This is a genomic window from Ktedonospora formicarum (genome assembly GCF_016587355.1).
Taxonomy (GTDB): domain Bacteria; phylum Chloroflexota; class Ktedonobacteria; order Ktedonobacterales; family Ktedonobacteraceae; genus Ktedonobacter; species Ktedonobacter formicarum.
The window spans coordinates 88,381-105,474 of the sequence record NZ_BNJF01000009.1; the positions used below are offsets into that span (position 1 = coordinate 88,381).

At 53.1% G+C, this 17,094-nt stretch carries 15 protein-coding genes and 2 pseudogenes; 9 read left to right on the top strand and 8 right to left on the bottom strand.

Annotated elements, in window-relative coordinates; translation table 11 throughout:
• The first annotated feature begins 1 nt into the window (after nt 1).
• A complete protein-coding gene (locus K3T82_RS48730) occupies nt 2-367 on the top strand; it encodes an RNA-guided endonuclease InsQ/TnpB family protein (RefSeq protein WP_236031914.1) in 366 nt (121 codons plus the stop codon).
• Between the two features lie 162 nt (nt 368-529).
• On the opposite strand, the gene K3T82_RS43380 is transcribed toward K3T82_RS48730, so the two are convergent.
• From K3T82_RS43380 to pdxR, 4 genes are all read right to left on the bottom strand, one after another.
• The gene (locus K3T82_RS43380) at nt 530-967 is read right to left on the bottom strand and encodes a hypothetical protein (protein WP_220199683.1); all 438 of its coding nucleotides are present in this window, start codon (nt 965-967) and stop codon (nt 530-532) included.
• A 177-nt stretch (nt 968-1,144) separates the two neighbouring features.
• The gene (locus K3T82_RS43385) at nt 1,145-1,849 is read right to left on the bottom strand and encodes an N-acyl homoserine lactonase family protein (protein WP_220199684.1); all 705 of its coding nucleotides are present in this window, start codon (nt 1,847-1,849) and stop codon (nt 1,145-1,147) included.
• Between the two features lie 254 nt (nt 1,850-2,103).
• Nucleotides 2,104-3,282 carry an RNA-guided endonuclease TnpB family protein gene (locus K3T82_RS43390; RefSeq protein ID WP_220199685.1) on the bottom strand — a complete coding sequence of 393 codons (1,179 nt, stop codon included), beginning with the start codon at nt 3,280-3,282 and terminating at the stop codon, nt 2,104-2,106.
• 1,138 nt (nt 3,283-4,420) lie between these two features.
• The gene (pdxR, locus tag K3T82_RS43395; RefSeq protein ID WP_220199686.1) at nt 4,421-5,911 is read right to left on the bottom strand and encodes a MocR-like pyridoxine biosynthesis transcription factor PdxR; all 1,491 of its coding nucleotides are present in this window, start codon (nt 5,909-5,911) and stop codon (nt 4,421-4,423) included.
• 181 nt (nt 5,912-6,092) lie between these two features.
• On the opposite strand from pdxR, the gene K3T82_RS48735 reads away from it, so the two are divergent.
• Together K3T82_RS48735 and K3T82_RS43400 are read left to right on the top strand one after the other, a co-directional pair.
• On the top strand, nt 6,093-6,236 hold the full coding sequence (locus K3T82_RS48735; protein WP_236031915.1) for a hypothetical protein: 144 nt from the start codon (nt 6,093-6,095) through the stop codon (nt 6,234-6,236).
• Nucleotides 6,200-6,646, top strand: a complete 447-nt coding sequence (locus K3T82_RS43400) for a pyridoxamine 5'-phosphate oxidase family protein (protein WP_236031921.1) — start codon at nt 6,200-6,202, stop codon at nt 6,644-6,646. The genes K3T82_RS48735 and K3T82_RS43400 overlap by 37 nt, the downstream gene beginning before the upstream one ends.
• A gap of 418 nt (nt 6,647-7,064) precedes the next feature.
• On the opposite strand, the gene K3T82_RS43405 is transcribed toward K3T82_RS43400, so the two are convergent.
• On the bottom strand, nt 7,065-8,198 hold the full coding sequence (locus K3T82_RS43405; RefSeq protein WP_220199687.1) for an IS630 family transposase: 1,134 nt from the start codon (nt 8,196-8,198) through the stop codon (nt 7,065-7,067).
• A 113-nt stretch (nt 8,199-8,311) separates the two neighbouring features.
• The gene (locus K3T82_RS43410; protein ID WP_220199688.1) at nt 8,312-9,952 is read right to left on the bottom strand and encodes an FAD-dependent monooxygenase; all 1,641 of its coding nucleotides are present in this window, start codon (nt 9,950-9,952) and stop codon (nt 8,312-8,314) included.
• 150 nt (nt 9,953-10,102) lie between these two features.
• Here K3T82_RS43410 and K3T82_RS43415 point away from each other — a divergent pair, with 150 nt between their 5' ends.
• Nucleotides 10,103-10,726 (top strand): TetR/AcrR family transcriptional regulator, encoded by a 624-nt coding sequence (locus K3T82_RS43415; RefSeq protein WP_220199689.1) that lies wholly within the window; start codon nt 10,103-10,105, stop codon nt 10,724-10,726.
• 815 nt (nt 10,727-11,541) lie between these two features.
• Nucleotides 11,542-11,667: a DoxX family protein gene (locus K3T82_RS50690; protein WP_420799418.1), complete on the top strand. Its 126-nt coding sequence runs from the start codon at nt 11,542-11,544 to the stop codon at nt 11,665-11,667.
• Nucleotides 11,668-11,807: 140 nt separating this feature from the next.
• Here the strand turns inward: K3T82_RS50690 and K3T82_RS50695 are convergent.
• Nucleotides 11,808-12,140 (bottom strand): annotated as a pseudogene (locus K3T82_RS50695) (helix-turn-helix domain-containing protein); the annotation flags it as partial.
• Between the two features lie 76 nt (nt 12,141-12,216).
• On the opposite strand from K3T82_RS50695, the gene K3T82_RS43430 reads away from it, so the two are divergent.
• The 4 genes and pseudogenes from K3T82_RS43430 (at nt 12,217) to K3T82_RS43445 (ending at nt 15,611) form a co-directional block, all read left to right on the top strand.
• Nucleotides 12,217-13,110 carry an alpha/beta hydrolase gene (locus tag K3T82_RS43430; protein ID WP_220199691.1) on the top strand — a complete coding sequence of 298 codons (894 nt, stop codon included), beginning with the start codon at nt 12,217-12,219 and terminating at the stop codon, nt 13,108-13,110.
• A gap of 18 nt (nt 13,111-13,128) precedes the next feature.
• Nucleotides 13,129-14,085, top strand: a complete 957-nt coding sequence (locus tag K3T82_RS43435) for an alpha/beta hydrolase (protein WP_220199692.1) — start codon at nt 13,129-13,131, stop codon at nt 14,083-14,085.
• 213 nt (nt 14,086-14,298) lie between these two features.
• Nucleotides 14,299-15,060, top strand: a pseudogene (locus K3T82_RS43440) (IS701 family transposase).
• Between the two features lie 191 nt (nt 15,061-15,251).
• Nucleotides 15,252-15,611, top strand: coding sequence for a hypothetical protein (locus K3T82_RS43445; protein ID WP_220199693.1), 360 nt, complete (start codon nt 15,252-15,254; stop codon nt 15,609-15,611).
• 44 nt (nt 15,612-15,655) lie between these two features.
• Here the strand turns inward: K3T82_RS43445 and K3T82_RS43450 are convergent, their stop codons facing one another.
• Nucleotides 15,656-16,813, bottom strand: a complete 1,158-nt coding sequence (locus tag K3T82_RS43450) for a hypothetical protein (RefSeq protein WP_220196968.1) — start codon at nt 16,811-16,813, stop codon at nt 15,656-15,658.
• Nucleotides 16,814-17,094: the final 281 nt, after the last annotated feature.

Genomic DNA, 17,094 nt, shown 5'->3' on the forward strand with positions numbered 1-17,094 from the left:
GATGCCTTACACCAAGCGACGGCTCAGATCGTGGCGAGAACCCGCGCCCGATGCCGAGCGACCGCGTGTGATTGTGCTCGAGGATTTGAACATTATAGGCATGCTCAAGAATCGCCGATTGGCCCGAGCGATCGCGGATGTGGGCATGTACGAGTTCAAGCGGCAGATCCTTTACAAAGCCGAACAGGCAGGGGTACAGGTGCTGCTGGCCTCGCGCTGGGAACCTTCTTCAAAAACCTGTTCGTGTTGTGGCTGGGTCAATGAGGCGCTCACGCTTTCGGATCGGGTCTTTGTCTGTCTGGAGTGTGGAAGTGTGCAGGATCGAGATGCCAATGCCGCCAACAATCTCGCGGCCTTGGCACAATGAACATGCAGTACCGCAAGTTCTGCGGGAAGTGACGCCTGTGGAGCAGATGTTAGACGAGCGAAAGGCTTGCTGTCTGCATTGAAGCAGGAACCGAATGCTGGGTATGGTTTGTCCATGTTTGGGTAAGTTTCGGAGAACGGAACCGGTGTGAAAGTCGGCTCGTCACCTCTGCACCTCGGCCATTTTTTCCCACGGCCAAATAGAAGCTATGGCCTCGGCGATGTCAGCGAAGGCGGGGAACATCTTGCGCCTGGCATGCAAAAAGGCCAAGTTGTAGTAGCGACGATTGGTCAGGGAGCGCTCAGTGCCAATCCAGAAAACACCTTGTTGAAGGTGAGCAAGTCTTCGTGCAGCCTCTGCCTTAGCGAGGTTACGATCCCCACGCTTGTCATCCTCCATGCCTGCCTCGGCGATGACTAGCTGTCCGTTGGAGAGTGTTCCTACGGCATCGGGCAGGTAGTGATGGGGTTTACCTTTAAAGGTGTAGCCAATGGCGAATGGCGAGTGCTTGGGGATGGGCAATCGATAGGCTTGTGCGAATGCTTGATCGATGTCGCCACGAGCGTAACTGACAACGTGAGGATAGTATTCAAGCCACATCAATCAAGAGACGCGCCTCCAGTTGGCTACAAAACGGCTGCCTCACAACCGTTCCTGTTTTGAGGCTCGGAATCCATCTTGAAATGGAGCGGTTCGCTATTTTGAACAGATCAATGCCTTCAACTGTTGGTGTGACCATGAGCGTCCCTGCTGATCCCTCAGTCCTGCCTACGCAAGCTAAGCGTAATACTCTGGCAACTTTTTCAATGCCTTCCACCCATCGCTATCATGTCCACAAACCACCAATGTCACCTTCTCCCGTTCTGCCAGGTCTATCAGCTTTCGTGTGCTCGCAATGGTCTCATTCCTATCCATATCATTTGGCCCCGTCTCCCGATCTTCACGCCAGAACTCTTTTCTTGTGACCGCATCGATTGCTAACAACACGGCGCCTGTCTGTGGTAAATGGATTAGGACTGACTGATGACCCGGCACATGACCACTCGTCTCAACTACCTGCAATCCTGGAAACAATTCAACATCTCCATCAATCAGACGGTATTTTCTCCCAGAAAGATCCCAATGAACCCGACTACGAGCGAAACGCTTGAGTCCCTGAAGAGCCGCCTCATGGTGTTTTCGCTGCACCACAAACTCGGCATTGGTGAACGAGCTATGATAGCCTATATGGTCACGATCATAATGGGTACAGACAATGGTATCAATGTCGAGAGGCCCTAGACCTATCTCAGCAAGTTGCTCAACCACATTCTTCCCCCAAATAGGAGGCTGATCATCAGCTTCCTCATTCTCTCTAGGCAAGCCACTATCAATGAGCACATTCTTCCCATTGTTTGTCTGCACGAGATAGCAGCCAACCGGCCACTCAGGATCAGGTATTACTAATATGAAATACAAGCGCTCTAGCGTTGAATCAGCCATTGTTGTGTTTTAAACCTTTCTTCGTGTTCCTATTTCGCATTCTCATCGAAGGCGAAGACGCGATCTGCGATGCCAGAACAGATCAATGCCTTCAACTGCTGGCACGATCATGAGCAACCCCACTTGACATGCGCGCCCATCTTCCGCATTCCAATAGCTCGTTCGTCTCTCGATGGGGAACACAATTTGCAGATTTGAGAGAAAGTATACCTGTTGACATCCTCCCCACGGCTCAAGCCGGGGGATTGCCCGAGTCACCTCGAGAGTTTCCTGCTTCGCTGAGGCTTGCCCAAACGAGACAAGACTCGTCCAGGTCTTACGGCCTCTCCACAGGCCAGGACGGCTTGCCCAGCCGCCACAATATTCTTGGCTGCATTGAGATCACGGTCATGGTGAACGCCACACTCAGGGCAGTCCCAGTGACGAATCTCAAGCGGTAAGGAATCGAGCACATGCCCACACTCGAAACAGCGCTTGCTGGAGGGGTACCACTTGTCAATCTTGACCAGGGTTCGACCATACCAATCAGCTTTGTAGGAGAGTTGCGCCACAAACTCAGACCAGCCCACATCGCTGATCGCTTTACTCAACGTGCCATTCTTCACCATGTTTTTGACCTGCAAACTTTCCACACAGATCGTTTGGTTCTCACGGATCAAGCGGGTGGAAAGCTTGTGCAGAAAGTCACGGCGGCGATCCGCAATGCGGGCATGGAGTCGAGCCACCTTCAGACGTGCCTTCTCTCGATTCTTGGAGCCTTTGCGCTTCCTGGCATGGCGACGTTGCGCTTTGGCGAGTCTCTTCTCATCCTTGTGGAAGAACCTGGGATTGCCCACGATCTCCCCATCGGAGAGGACCACAAAGGACGTCAAGCCTAGGTCAGCCCCGATCACCTGCTCATTGGATGGCAGATGCACCATCTCCTCCTCCACCAGGATGCTCACGAAGTAGCGATTCGCACTGTCTTTGGTGATGGTCACACTCGAAGGGATCGCACCTTCTGGTAAGAGACGCGACCAACGAATAGCGAGCGGTTCACGCATTTTGGCCAGGGTGAGGCATCCATTGCGCCAGGTGAAGGCCGTCCCAACATAGGTCGCAGACTGGCGTGCGCGCTTCTTTTTGAACCGAGGATATTTGGCACGCCCTTCAAAGAAATTGAGGAAGGCTTTGTCGAGGTGGCGAAGGGCTTGCTGCAAAGGAACGCTCGACACCTCGGAGAGCCATGCAGACGCTTCCTGCTTTTTCAAGTCAGGGAGCATGGCAGAGAGGTCTTTGTAATAGAGGCGCTGGTGCTCGTTGTAGAACGCATCGGTCTTCTTGCGCAGCGCCCAATTGGAGATGAAACGAACACAGCCAAAGGTGCGAGCCAGCGTCTGCTTCTGCTCGTCAGTTGGGGTAAATCGATACTTGTAGGCGTGTATCTGTTTCATAGGTTACAGTCTAGCAGAAACAATGTAAACAAGCAATCCTCTGCCCCACCCGCTCCACACAACAGAGGAACGCGCCATTCATCCCCATGGGTTAACCACAGCGGTTTTCTGGTGCGGATATGATAATTCCTTCAATTTCTAGCTTTAATCAAGGAATCATGCATATGTATCTATTATAATTAAAAAATCAAACAGGATCCACGCTCCCCAGTTCTGTCAGAACTGAGAAGACAGGCACCCACAAGCGCATTTACAGTCTTTTCGATATCATTTGCAGAACGACGAAGTTGCAATCATCAGTTCATATAAAACTGCAAGCCGCTCACGGAAGGGTTGCCGCTGATGCGCCAGTGGCAACCCTTCCGTGAGCGGCTTGCATACCAAAAGCGAAAATATTGGCGTATTTTATCAGACGCACAATAGAAGCGAGTTGCTGACGCAAAGTTCCCAAAGCCATGCATGGGATATAATAGCATTGCTTGAAACCGATGACACGTTTTGTATCGGCATGAACTGTGGGCTGATACACTCCTCAAACGTGAACGAAGACCAACGAGGTCTTTCAAAGGATGAGTCAGGGCGCTACGGGAAGCGAGAACGCACCACAGCGACGTACCACAGGATCGCCTTCCTGACGCGAGTCAGATGGGGCGACAGGGCTGCCATAGGAGTCGCGAGCGTAACACCTCATCAGGGAAAACCGGAAGAGCCGGTCGCAGGGCAAAGAGCAGCAGGAGTGGCAGGTCAGAACTGCGAGGGTTGCAAGGCCAAGTAATGCATACGTCCTCGCTTCTTCCCGACCCTATGATCGGTCTTCTCTGGGAAGCGGTATGCGTAGAAATGCGCCCGTACCCTTTGGGAAGGAGGCAATAGATAAGGGCTTTCAAGTACCTCGCTGGTGCCCTACTGCATTTGGGAAGAGGGTAGCGAAAAGGGCCATGAGAGAACCATGGTACCTCGTCGGTACTCTACTTCATTCGGGGAGGGGGATGAAAGCTTGCTGCAAGGCAACGCGTCAACCGCCTACTTCACAACATTTTGTAGGAAGGACACCACCTTCAGGAGCCAGCGTACACCAGGAGGTGCCGCGTTTCCTGAGAAGCTTTCGGCTTTCGTCGTAGGGAGTTGTCACATAAGACTACACTATTGCCTCTACTACTTTCGCCAAATGCTTGATACCCTCGCGTATTTCCTGTTCATTGACTCCTGCATATCCCAAGAGTAGCCCGGAACTCTTGAACTCTTGCTTGCTACATGCAGAGAGCGCACGAACGTCTATGCCTTGCCGTGCTGCCAGTTGTGAAACCAGGCGGTCGTCCAGGCCTTGCAGAAGCCAGCCGATCAAGTGCATTCCTGCTTCATGTTTCTCCAATTCAATCACTCCATGCAGTTCTTGCCGTATTGCCTCAATCAGTATCTGTTGGCGATGGGCGTACAATGTACGCATCCGCCGGATATGCCGGAGAAAATGGCCTTCCATGATAAAATCAGCCACAATGGCCTGTTCTAACAGAGGGGAGGTGTGCCCATATAACGCTCGCATCGCAATAAAGGGCTCCACTAACTCGAGTGGCAATACCAGGTAGCCCAATCGCAGCGCCGGAAAGAGCACCTTGCTAAACGACCCCATGTAAATGACTCGTCCATGCGTATCCAGACCTTGTAAAGAAGCAAGTGGGTGCCCACAATAACGAAACTCGCTGTCATAATCATCCTCCAGTATCCATGCTCCTACACGCTGCGCCCAATCGAGTAGCGCGAGTCGTCGTGCCAGACTCATGGTGACTCCCAGGGGGTACTGATGCGATGGAGTAACATAGGCCAGGTGTGCCCTTTCACTCAGCCGTTTGCCAGCCTCGACATTGAGCCCTTCTTGATCGAGGGGAATCGAGACGACCCTGATACCAGCCCCTAACAGAATCGTGTGCGCTCTGGGATAGCCGGGATCTTCTACCCAGACCATATCCCCCTCGTTGAGGAGGACCCGAGCTATGAGATCGATGGCTTGTTGAGCGCCCGAGACAATCAGCACCTGCTCAGGCTGACAGCGCACTGCTCGCGAAGCTGTCAAATACTGAGCAAGTGCATCGCGTAAGGGACGGTAGCCTGTTGGATCGCCATAGGTTAGCAATTCAGGCGGTGGATGGTGATAACGTCGTGCCGCTATTCTGGACCATACGTCGAACGGAAATGCATCCAGAGCGGGCAATCCCGGCTGAAAAGCTTTGGCTGATAGTGCTTGGACAGGGGGACGCAATGGGGAATGCATCACCTGTTGGACGCGTTGCGACAATCGAGGAGGCTTCTTCCCCTCCTGAGGAGGAGCTTGTTGGGCATGCACCTGCAGCATCTCTTCTGGCAATGTAGATGCCACAAACGTTCCTGCTCCAACATGCGCTTCAAGATACCCTTCGGTAACAAGCTGTTCAAAGGCCGTGATGACCGTCGTGCGCGACACAGCGAGTTCAGTTGCCAATACACGTGTGGGTGGCAATTGTGTGCCTGCGCTCAATTGCCTGCTCAGAATAGCCTGCCTGAGGGCGTGATAGAGTTGCAAGTAGAGCGGCTCCTTCCCTGTATGGTCAAGCTGCAAAAGATATGGCCATGCAGCAGTCGGTTGCTTACTCATGGATTTGCTTCCCTCCAACGAATGATTGGTATGTATACCATACCAGATATTGGCTATTGTATCAAGACCAATTAGTCGGTACAATCGGAACTACTGACAATGCCTCTTTGGTAAAAGGCAACATGAACCTTTGGAGAAAGCCATCTTTTCAACCTATTATGTAATAAAGGGAGAGCTATCCATGCCGAGAGACTACACTTCCTTGCCACGCACCCAGATCCGCCGCAGCGACCGCGCAGTCAACGATGAGGCCTGGATGAAGGCGCTCTTACAGCGTGCCCCATTGGAATCCTTTCGACTGTCCATGACGGACAACCTTTCTTAAACAGCAATATTTTCGTTTATGATGGTGCGGAACAAGCCATCTACATGCACACGGCCCGATTGGGTCGTACACGTGCAAACATTGAGATCGATGAACGTGTTTGTTTCACTGTGTATGAAATGGGTCGACTTCTCCCCGCAGCTGCCGCCCTGAATTTTAGCGTTGAGTATGCCAGTCTTGTCATCTTTGGTACTGCTACGCGTATCAGTAACGAGAAACAAGCCACTGATGCCTTGCACTTACTCCTCCAGAAATACGCACCACACTTGCAACTGGGTCAGGATTATCGTGCGGTTACCCCAGAAGAATTGACCCGTACCAGCGTCTATCGCATTGCTATTGAAGAATGGAGTGGGAAGAAAAAAGAAGTTCCAGCGGATTTTCCCGGCGCTTACACTTATTCCTATTGAGTTTATGTTGAGTCTGTAATTTGCGGTTGATAAGGATTGCAACCCGGAAGAAGAACTGGGACGAAGGGCTCTCAGAGAGGTCGAAAGTTTCGCAATCATCTCTTTTCAGGAGTTCGGGCAGGATGAGCAAATCTCACCATTCCCACTGCTCCCTGCCGGTATCGGGCAATGGTGATGATACTGAACTTTATCGGCACCGTTGCCCCTCAAAAAGGACCAAACGGTGTCGATAAGGTGAGCGTGTTGGGTGAGCTCCCTCGTTTGCTCACGCTGTCGATAAGATGCACCATTGATTATGCCATCACAAAGCGGACCTTGTATACGGATCAGATTTCCCAGAGGATTCAACGTATCAAAAGGATTGCGCATAGAAAGTATGGAGGATTACGTGTTTCTCTTCAAAAAAACTAGTACTCTGTCAATCTTTGATTGATGGGTATAGGTGTTTGAGTCTGATGGATGCATCCTCGGCAGTAAAGCGCCACTGGATAGTGGTTTGTTGCTGATTGCGCCGGGTGGTCCAGGCAGCGATATGCCGCTCAGCTACCTCCGGAGAGGCAAAGCGTTGCGACAAGCACTGCCGATCCAGCGCCGAGAGTTCTATCTCAGCCATGTTGAGCCAACTTGCGTGCTTGGGGGTGTAATGGACCTCAAAGCGTTGGCACAAGTGGCGTGCCTTGACGATCGGGAAGACCTCATAGAGCGCAGCCAGGGTGTGGGTATTTAAGTTATCCATCACCAGGATAATCTTTTCGGCATCAGGATAGCATTTGTCAGGTAGTCTGCGGACGAATTCGGCCCATTCCTGTTTGGTCCGGCGCGTGGCCACCATGGTGAAACGTTTTCCGGACAACGACTCACAGGCCAAAAACACGTTACATATTCCCTGCCGTTCGTACTCATAATCTTCCCGCTTCGGCTTGCCCGGTTCCATGGGAAACGGCTCGCGCGTCTCAGAGAGCAGTTGGGTGTTGACTTCATCCATGCAGACTTGCGGTCGTCTCGGGCTGTAAGGACGGGTATAGACTTCTAGGACATCTTCCATGTGATAGACAAACTCGGCATCCGCTCGGGTAGGAATGCACCATTGCTTTTTGATCCAGGGTTTGAGGTCATTGACCAACAAGACCTGTCGCACCGTCTCGTGACTGACGGTTTCGACATAGCCCAATTCGACCAACTGCTGAGCGAGCAAGCGCAACGTCCAGCGCGTATAACCGTCTGGTGGCTGACTGCAAGCCAGGGCGATCAAGTACGCTTCCTGGGTTCCATCCAGGCGATGCTGGCGCACTCGTTGGACAGATGCTGGCACGATCGCCTCCTGCACACCAACCTGAGCGCAGCGTTTGCGCACCCGTGCTACAGTTACTGCACTGATGTCCAGAGCTTCCTGGATCTGTTTGTCACTCCAGGCTGGCCCTACTTGCCCCTGGTCGGCTTTCAACAGAATTCGGGCATGCGTCAGCTCGCGTGCCGACGCTTTTCCGGTCGAGATCATGAGGGACAATTCCTCGCGCTGTTCTGTGGTCAGTACCTCTCGATATTTTTTCACAAGGCTCACGTCTCATTTGTTTGTGATGTACTTCAAGAGGAGAAAGGGGAATTAGGCAAGCCTCAATCTGCTCTCCTGATTCCCCTCAGAGAGGTTGATAAAACATGGGCGGGCTATCTGCCGAGAAGACTGGCAGCTGCTTGTTTGAGCTGTCTTGGAGGATGGTTTACACGACCAGATGAACGCCAGGCCACAAAACCATCTGGCCGTATGAGTGCCGCACCCGTTGCACCTATCCCATAGCATTCCTCGAAACGACCCTCGATATCTCTCCATTCAGCCTGCGCTCCAATCGAGTGAACAGCTATCACGAAACCCATTTCCTGCGCCACATGGTGCGCCGCCTCGTTCCAACCAGCCTCTTGGGCACCAACCAATAGAGACCACTTGCCCCCACACAGATCAATAGTTGAGATATATTCCCCTTTGCGTTGCAGCATCAGATGAGGGGCACGCGTTCCTGGTTCACCACACAGTACCTTTGGATGCTGCGTCAGCGAAGCGCGGGGAGTCGTTGATTCGCTGAGAACTGCCAGGCTCTGGTAGCGATATCCGAAGATCATTTCGGCATCGTCTAGAAACGTGCGCTCTCCGATACCAGTGCGATAGGAGGTGCGAAGGAGCGTTTGTTCGACCGTTAATTTGCCGATAGGAAGCCGTTCCTCCTCATAGGAATCGAGCAGGCGAGAATCCGCTTTCCTTGAAAGAACCAGGGCTAGCTTCCAGGACAGATTGAAGGCATCTTGAATACCAGTGGTCGCGCCAAATCCGCCAGCAGGCAGGATGGCATGGGCGGCATCCCCAACCAGAAAGACCCGCTCTTGCCGATACCGCTCTGCATGGCGAGCCTGGAGTTCCCAGATGCCCACTTTGGTCGAGTCCCATGGATACACTGGGAGAAGTTCGACTTCCAGGTCTGGAACACCTGTGGCAATGCGAATGAGTTCGATGCAGCGCTCATCGGTCAGATTCTCTCGTTGCTCTCCGCGTTCAGGATGAATTGGCGTGCCGAAAGACCACCGCCGTTGATTATCCAAAGGCATCAATCCCCCCAACCCATCGGGTAAACGGGGATTGCTTACATAATACATAAAGATATGCCGCCCACGGAGTGCTTCGTGCAAATCTGCCTCAAAGACCATGTCGAGCGAATGAGAAACACCTCCTGATCTCTGGGTCTGAATCCCAAGCACCTCACGAATGCTACTGTGGCTACCATCTGCGGCGATCAGGTAATGTGCCCGCACACGCCTTGTCCGCCCAGTAGAACGCTCACGAATTACCGCGCACACGCCGGCCTCATCTTGCTTAAAGGAAATCATCTCCGTGTTGAAACGAATATCACCTCCAAGCCTCCTGGCATGTTCAACCAGGAGAGGTTCAAGTTGCTCCTGGCTAATGATGCAGCCAGTGGTGGGAGTGAACGCTGAAAAATCTCCCTGACCTCCCTCATCTAAACGAGCGAGTTCGCACCCAGCCAGCGACTCCACGCGCATGATGCCTCGATTCTCTGCCATAGGCGATTGGGCCGCGCGGAGTGTCTCCTCTAATCCAAGCATTCGAAACAACTCCATCGTGCGAGCATTATGCCCACGTGCGCGAGGCAGGCGAGCTGGCGCGGAGTGTTTCTCAACCAGGAGGGATGGCACCCCCTGCCAGGCGAGGAAAAGGGACATGGAAAGTCCCACCAGCGCTCCGCCGACAATCAGGACAGGTACCTGTATCTCATGTGTCGTGCTCATCTCATCGTTCATCGTCTCTTTCCTTTCTGAAGTGTATATGATACACTGGAATATCACCTCTTAATGCAAGTCACTTGCAAATTTTGAGTCGACGCTATTCTATCATGCCTTATTTATTAATGCAAGTAACTTGCATTAATAAATAGAGAGGAATGTTTTGCCATGGGAAATGGTGAGCAAGCGCAGGCTGAGGCCCTGAGCACATTAGCTACACCCAGGCGCCGGCTAGGAGGCCGCAGTGCTCGTATTCGAGCCGCAGTGCTTGAGACCACGATGAACATGCTACGCGAGCAGGGATCAGCGGAAGAGCTTCATGTAGCGGAGGTGGCAGCCAGAGTTGGCGTGCCCGAATCAACGATCTATCGCCACTGGAAAAGCCGTGAGGAACTCCTGGTTGAGACCGTGATGGCGCATATGGAAGAGACCATTCCTCTGCCTGATACGGGGAGTTTTCGTGCAGACTTGCAGATGTTTTTGCGAGATAGCGCGGTGTTCCTCGAATCTTCTGAGGGGCGATTGCTCACGAGATCGATGTTTGCGACCATGAAACATGAGGATTCAAAAGTGCGTCAGATTTACTGGACGGCCCGTTTCAGTCACGCAGGAGTAATGATCCAGCGAGCGGTCGAGAGGGGGGAAATCGCGCCAGGAATCAATCCAGATGTGGTGATGACGGCGGTGACGGGAGCGCTCTATGTGCGCATGTTAGTCTTAGACGCCCCATTAGATGAGCTCTTTCTTGAGCAACTTGCACAGATGATCCTTAAGGGAGTAATAATTAGCTAAAGGCGAACGCGCTCGAAAACAGGTGTGTTTGATAGTGCTGCTTGGCTGATAGCTTCCTTGTTCGATGCCTCAGCCACGAAGAGTTTCGCGTTGCGCAGCGCTTTCATCCTCTGGTGATGCATTTCTTCATGGTATGGAAAGGGAGGTGAAGAACAATCACATCCCGTTTCTTCCTTTGCGATTACTTGCAACACAACCCTCTACCCTGCCGCAACAGTGATCCTGGCTGCGCTCATCCTACGAGAGCGTGTGACTCGCATCCAGGGATTGGGGTATCGCGATAGCTCTGTTGGCAGTTCCACTGATTATTGCTTGATTGCCACATCTGACCTCGTCAAACGTTCTCAATGGGAGCCAGGAAATCGTGGTGGTATTGCCAACTTGGCGAGAGAACAGAAGCGCTTTTGTAAAAGAGAATAGCAAAGACTGTAGGGGTGAGCACGGTCTGCGAAATCTCGCCTCTTGCGTAGCTTGCTGGGATGGTGTATAGTAGTTGTTGTACCGAACATTGTTTGGTAACTGAATGTTGTTCGGAAGTGGTAAGCACACACTCACCGAGCGCTTGCTGAGAGCTCTTTTCGGGAGATGGGCGAATACTTCCTCTTTGTTTGCACATTTCTGAGCATTATTTGGATTTAGATTAATGTATGTTTATAAAGGGATGTAAGGAGCATGCTTATTCCTTCGATACTGATCGTGTCTCTCCTCATCTTTAGAGGGCTTGGGATGCAGGGTATTGCTTTCTTTGTAACATGGCAGCAGCAAGCGCTCTGGCCTTGGTGTTCGTTATCACTGGGGGGTCTCACTTTGCACCCATGAAGGAGGATCTGGTGAAGATGGTTCCTGCTGGGTTGCCTGCTCCCCGCTTGTTGGTGCCTCTGACAGGCGTCTTGGAGATCCTTGGCGCGCTTGGTCTGCTCCTCCCCCGACGCGCATGGTAGCTGGTACCTGTCTCTCGCTCTTGCTTGTCGTGATGTTTCCTGCCAATCTCCATAGTTTGCAGCGCAGGCCTGATGATATCTGTCAGGGGATAGGGGTCGGCGGGAAACTGGCCGCGTGCCAGGACATAGAGATGGTTGCGCTCCTCAGCGCTCAGGCCGAGGGCCTGTGCCAGGCTCTCTACCACCTGCGTCGAGACCGTAATGTCGTTCCCCTTTTCCAGTTGGGTATACCAATCGACGCCGATGCCCGCAAGTGTGGCGAGTTCCTCGCGCCGCAGTCCCTTGACGCGGCGACGCCCCGTGCTGGGAAGTCCTACCTGCTCCGGTGTTACCCGCTCACGCCGTGTGCGTAAGAATTGAGCGAGGACACGGCGTCGCTCTTGATCATTCATAAAGAGATACCCCTTCCTATCCTGGTAGTTTTTATCCCCCCGATAACCTGGGTCCTGGTTCCAGAAACAAACCTCTGGCATGATTCTACCACAACGCAACGCGTCAGCAGTTGACAGCGTGTGCAAGCGTTGTGTTCAAAGGAAAAGGTATGCGATCATGCAACAGAGATCTATTCGATTTTGGAGTGAAGATGTGGAGTGCGCTGGCACGCTCTACCTTCCAGAGACGCTTTCCCCTGCCCATACTGCCCCGGCGGTCGTGCTCGGTCACGGCACGGCCAGTGTCAAAGAGATGCACCTGCCCAGTTTTGCACGGCATTTTGTCGAAGCCGGGCTGATTGCCCTTGCGATCGATTATCGTTTCTTGGGAGAGAGTGGTGGGGAACCACGCCAGACAGTGAATCCGCGCGCGCAGGCTGAGGATATGCGCAACGCTATGAGCTGGTTGGAACAGCAACCGGAGGTCGATGCCAATCGCATTGGTATCTGGGGAACCTCCGCTGGCGGTGGCGTCGTTTTGCATGTCGCAGCGCTTGATCAGCGAGTCAAGGCGGTCGTGGCCCAGATACCGGGTATCTCCTTCTGGCGCTATCTTACCTCTGCGTTCCCAGCTGATGCGACAAGGCTTCGTGACCTCTGGACGGAAGAGCGGAGGCGTCTGAGCCAGGGAGAAATCCCCCGGCGCATCAAAATCACTGCCCCGGCGGGGGAACAGTCGGCGTTAGGCCCGGGGGGATTGCAATGGCACGAGCGTCTGGAGCGAGAAATTCCTACCTTCCACAATGAATTCACCATGCTCTCGCTCGATCATCTGGCAAACTTCGATGGTGGGGCCTTTATCGATCTGATTGCGCCCACCCTCCTTTTGATGATCTTTGCAGACCAGGATGAGTTGATCCCGCTGTCGGTCAATCAGGCCTACTTTGAGCGTGCCGGAGAGCCAAAGCAACTGCTGACCTACCATGGCAACCACTATGCTGCGTATGACGAGCCGGAGGTTCACACGTTCGCCGCCTGGGCCGCACGCGACTGGTTCTTGAAGTATTTGTAGCAGAAAAGGAGAAAGGACATGCCTCTTGACCCACAGGTGAGTACGCTGCTCCAGACCATGAACGATCCCGAAGCACCGCCAGCACACACTCTTCCACTGGAGACCATCCGCCAGCTTGTCGATACGGTAGGAACGATGGGTGGCGAAGTCGTCCCACTCGCGGATATCAAGGATCTGACCATCCCTGGGCCGGCTGGCGCGCTCCCTATACGTGTCTACACACCATCGAGACAGAAATCCTTACCCATGTTGCTGTTCATTCACGGCGGTGGCTGGACCACAGGGAGCATCGAGGGCTATGATCGCCTTTGCCGTCACCTCGCGGCGCAGTCTGGTTCTCTCGTCGTCTCGGTCGGCTACCGTTTGGCTCCCGAGCATCCCTTCCCTGCTGGTCTGGACGACTGCTACACCGCAGCCATGTGGCTCGCCGAAAACGCGGCCAGTATCAATGGCGACGCGACGCGTCTGGCTATCGGGGGTGATAGCGCTGGGGGGAATCTGAGTACGGTGGTCACGCTCCTGGCAAAAGAGCGCGGTGGCCCACAGCTCCGCTATCAAGTGCTTTTGCAACCCATGACCGACTACTATGAGCCAGGAACTCCATCCCTCTGGGAAAATGCCGAAGGGTATTTCCTGACCAGAGAAGCCGTGATCTGGTTCTGGCAACACTATATTCCCGACACATCGAAAGCGCTGACGCCTTATGCTGCACCGCTGAGGGCGAAAAGCCTGGCAGGGCTGCCTCCTGCACTGATCATCACTGCTGAATACGATCCCTTGCGCGACGAAGGCGAACAGTATGCGAGCCGTTTACAAGAGGCAGGAGTGCCAATCATCTTGAAACGCTTTGATGGCATGATTCATCCCTTTATGCTCATGGCTGGATCATTGGCACAGGGCAAGGCCGCCATCTATTTTACGGCAAAGCAGTTACGTACAGCTCTTGAGAGCAAGGCCAAACCATTGGGCCTCTGATCATGTGTTCTGTAAAAGGACACCCACGTTTCAGGGACGGCAGTGCTGGAGACGTTCTCATACAGGAAAAGGTCACAGAAGAAAGTTCATGAGGCTTTTCTGTGACCTTCTTTTTCTCTGAAAGGGAAAAGATTGCAAACACCTTTTTTCTCCTCAAATGTAAAAGACTCGGCTCATTGCGTTGAGACGCTCTGGGAGAGAACCTTTGATCAGATCTGTCAACGTATCTGCCACCCCTTCGTGCGCCAAGAATCCTGGCTTCGAGCGAAGAAGTATCTCTACGGACTGCTTAGTCCTGTTGAACAAAAAAACGGATGGCAGATCGCTGAGGAAGTAGGGGAAAGTACTACGTATGGTATACAACATCTCTTAGATCGGGCCAAGTGGGATTGCGCTGGACTACGAGATGCGTTGCGTATGTACGTATGGGAAACGCTTGCAGAACCCAATGCCGTATGAGACAGGCTTTCTCAAAAAGGGATGCAAATCAGTAGGTGTGCAGCGGCAGTACAGCGGTACGGCTGGACGCATCGAAAACTGTCAGGTGGGTGTGTTTCTTTCCTACGCAAGTTCGCGTGGACACACGTTGCTGGATCGCGAATTGTGTCTGCCCAAGAGTTGGACTGATGACCAGGAGCGTTGTCGAGAAGCTCACGTGCCAGAAGAGGTAACCTTCGCTACGAAACCAGAGTTAGCACTGTGTATGTTGGAACGAACCCTGGATGAAGGAATCAAACATGCGGAGATGGCTTACGTGCTGGTCTTTGCTCCTGCTGGGACAACACTTCAAGAGATAGTGGAGGCTTTCGGCATGGTTTTGAGGAAGCTAAAGGAGAAGTGGGTCTGGATGAATATGAAGTTCGTTCCTGGCATGGCTGGTTCCGTCACGTCACGTTCTCAATGTTCGCTATGGCCTTTTTAACGGCTCTGCGAGCTAATGGAGAAGAGGCTGTGCTTAAAAAAAGCCTGAGTTAGCACCCGAGCCTGAAGCCCCTGATCTCGCCCAAGCCTACCTATCTTCTGATCTCTTAGTGATGGTTCCTCTCAGTATTGCTGAAATTCGGCGGCTGTTTTTTCGTCTGATAGCCCAGCTCTCTCTCTCTCTCTTTTGCCTACCACCTTGCTTGGTCATGCTGGCGACGCACGCACCAAGCCATCGCACAGTTTTGTCATTACAGGCGTCGATACGCGTACATTGGTTATCTACAACTGTAGAATTAGCCGGTACGACCGTACCCGAACCTCTACCCGTTCATGATCTGGTCGAGGCTGACCTCTGGGGTCAGCTTCCCGCCAACACGGCCGATTTGCTCGCTCCGCTCCCACGCGCTGATCTCTCTCTGCAAGATGAGATGCAGGTGGCTTTTCATCCGACCCTGACGCGCGTCTGGTCTCGAAAAGGACGATGCGGGCAGCGCCTGGTCGAATGGGCAGTGTCCATAACGAAGCAGAATCCAGATACCACCAAAAGCAAAATGACGTGCCAACAGACGGAAAAAATGAAAGCCGCTACTCCTATTTCATAGGGTGGCGGCTTCATGGGTACAGCCCCACTAACCGGTGAACGTGCTCAAGCGAGCTTGCGGGGACGCCCTCGCGGTCGCTTGGGCACCGTTGGATCAGGCAACGGGCGTGAGCGAGGACGTCCCCGCCGTTTCGGCTCAACCCAAGGTGCTGGAGCAATCTTGAAGGTCAACACCTCGCCAATGCCCCAGATATGATTGGTGAGGCCTGACGCCATCGCTGGCGTACAAGGAAACCCGAAATGCTTGGCCGAACTCAATTCGTGGTGTGCAAAGCACAAATTGTAGGTGCAGCCGAGCAGATACATGCCCGTTTCCAGCGCGTGTACACGATGGGCCGCATGGCGACATTTACGCGTGAGGCTCGCGAGCCGTTCGCGCATGGTCCCATTGAAGCGCTCGATAAAAGCGGTGTTGAGCACCGTTCCGCCTCGTGACTGCTGTAACAGCTTTTCGGCTGAAGACAGCAGACCTTGTGTCATTCTCCGCGTGATTTCCACTACACGCTTTTTCTCCGTGCGCTTGATGACCGTTGCAATCACGATGTCAGGCCACGGCATCAAGCATGCTCTTCCTTTGCCTGCGGTCTTTTTCACCTTTTCACGGAAAGCTCGACGAATGCTGCCCGGATACGATGCCCATCCATCCGTGCAGACCAGTAGCGTCCGCAACGATTGGCTGCACGCTCGCACCTGCCGCAGAAGGCAATCAGCGAGCTGGTTATCGCGCCTTCGGCTCACTACCCCAGCCAGCCACAGACGCGTTGAGACCATCATCGCTAACCCCATCCAGGCAACCATTTGACGCCCTTTCACCCGGATCTCATCGGCCTGCACATGCACTAGATCAAGCTGTCCTTGCTGCACGATCGCCTCATGGACCTGCTTGCAGTGCTCGCCTGCTCGATCACGCCAACTGGCGACGGTGCGTTCGTCTAACCCAAACGCCTGCACAATGGCCTGGACCGGACAACCATAGGCCACTAACGTCATCACAATGATCACCAGGCTCGCTGGCCTGCGTAGGCCTTCCAGCATCGTCCCTTTGCGGGCACTAAAGGTCTTTCGACACATCTGACATCGATATCGTGGTCGCTTGCGTCCATGAATACTGATGTTTCCTGCCCCTTTTTTGCCTCTTGCGCAACACATCTCGTTCGGGCAAAATTGAGAGGATGCGTCCATTGGCTCTGTACTTTTTTGCATAAGCGCAGCATCTCTTTGGACGCTGCTTTTTTCAAGCTTTCCTGACCTTTTCACCAGTTAGCGCAGTGCTACCGCTCTTCTTTTATGCTCGAAGAAAAGGCCAGGAAGATCTAATAAGCCCATCAATCACTAAATGTGAGACAGAACCACTCTTCACCAAAAAATCTGTCAACTCGTCGCACTCACTACCACTAAAAACGGTAGTGTTGCAAAAAATGAAAGTTCTGCAAATTAAAATACCCACAAATACACCCTACTCGCAAAAAAATGCAAAACATGCG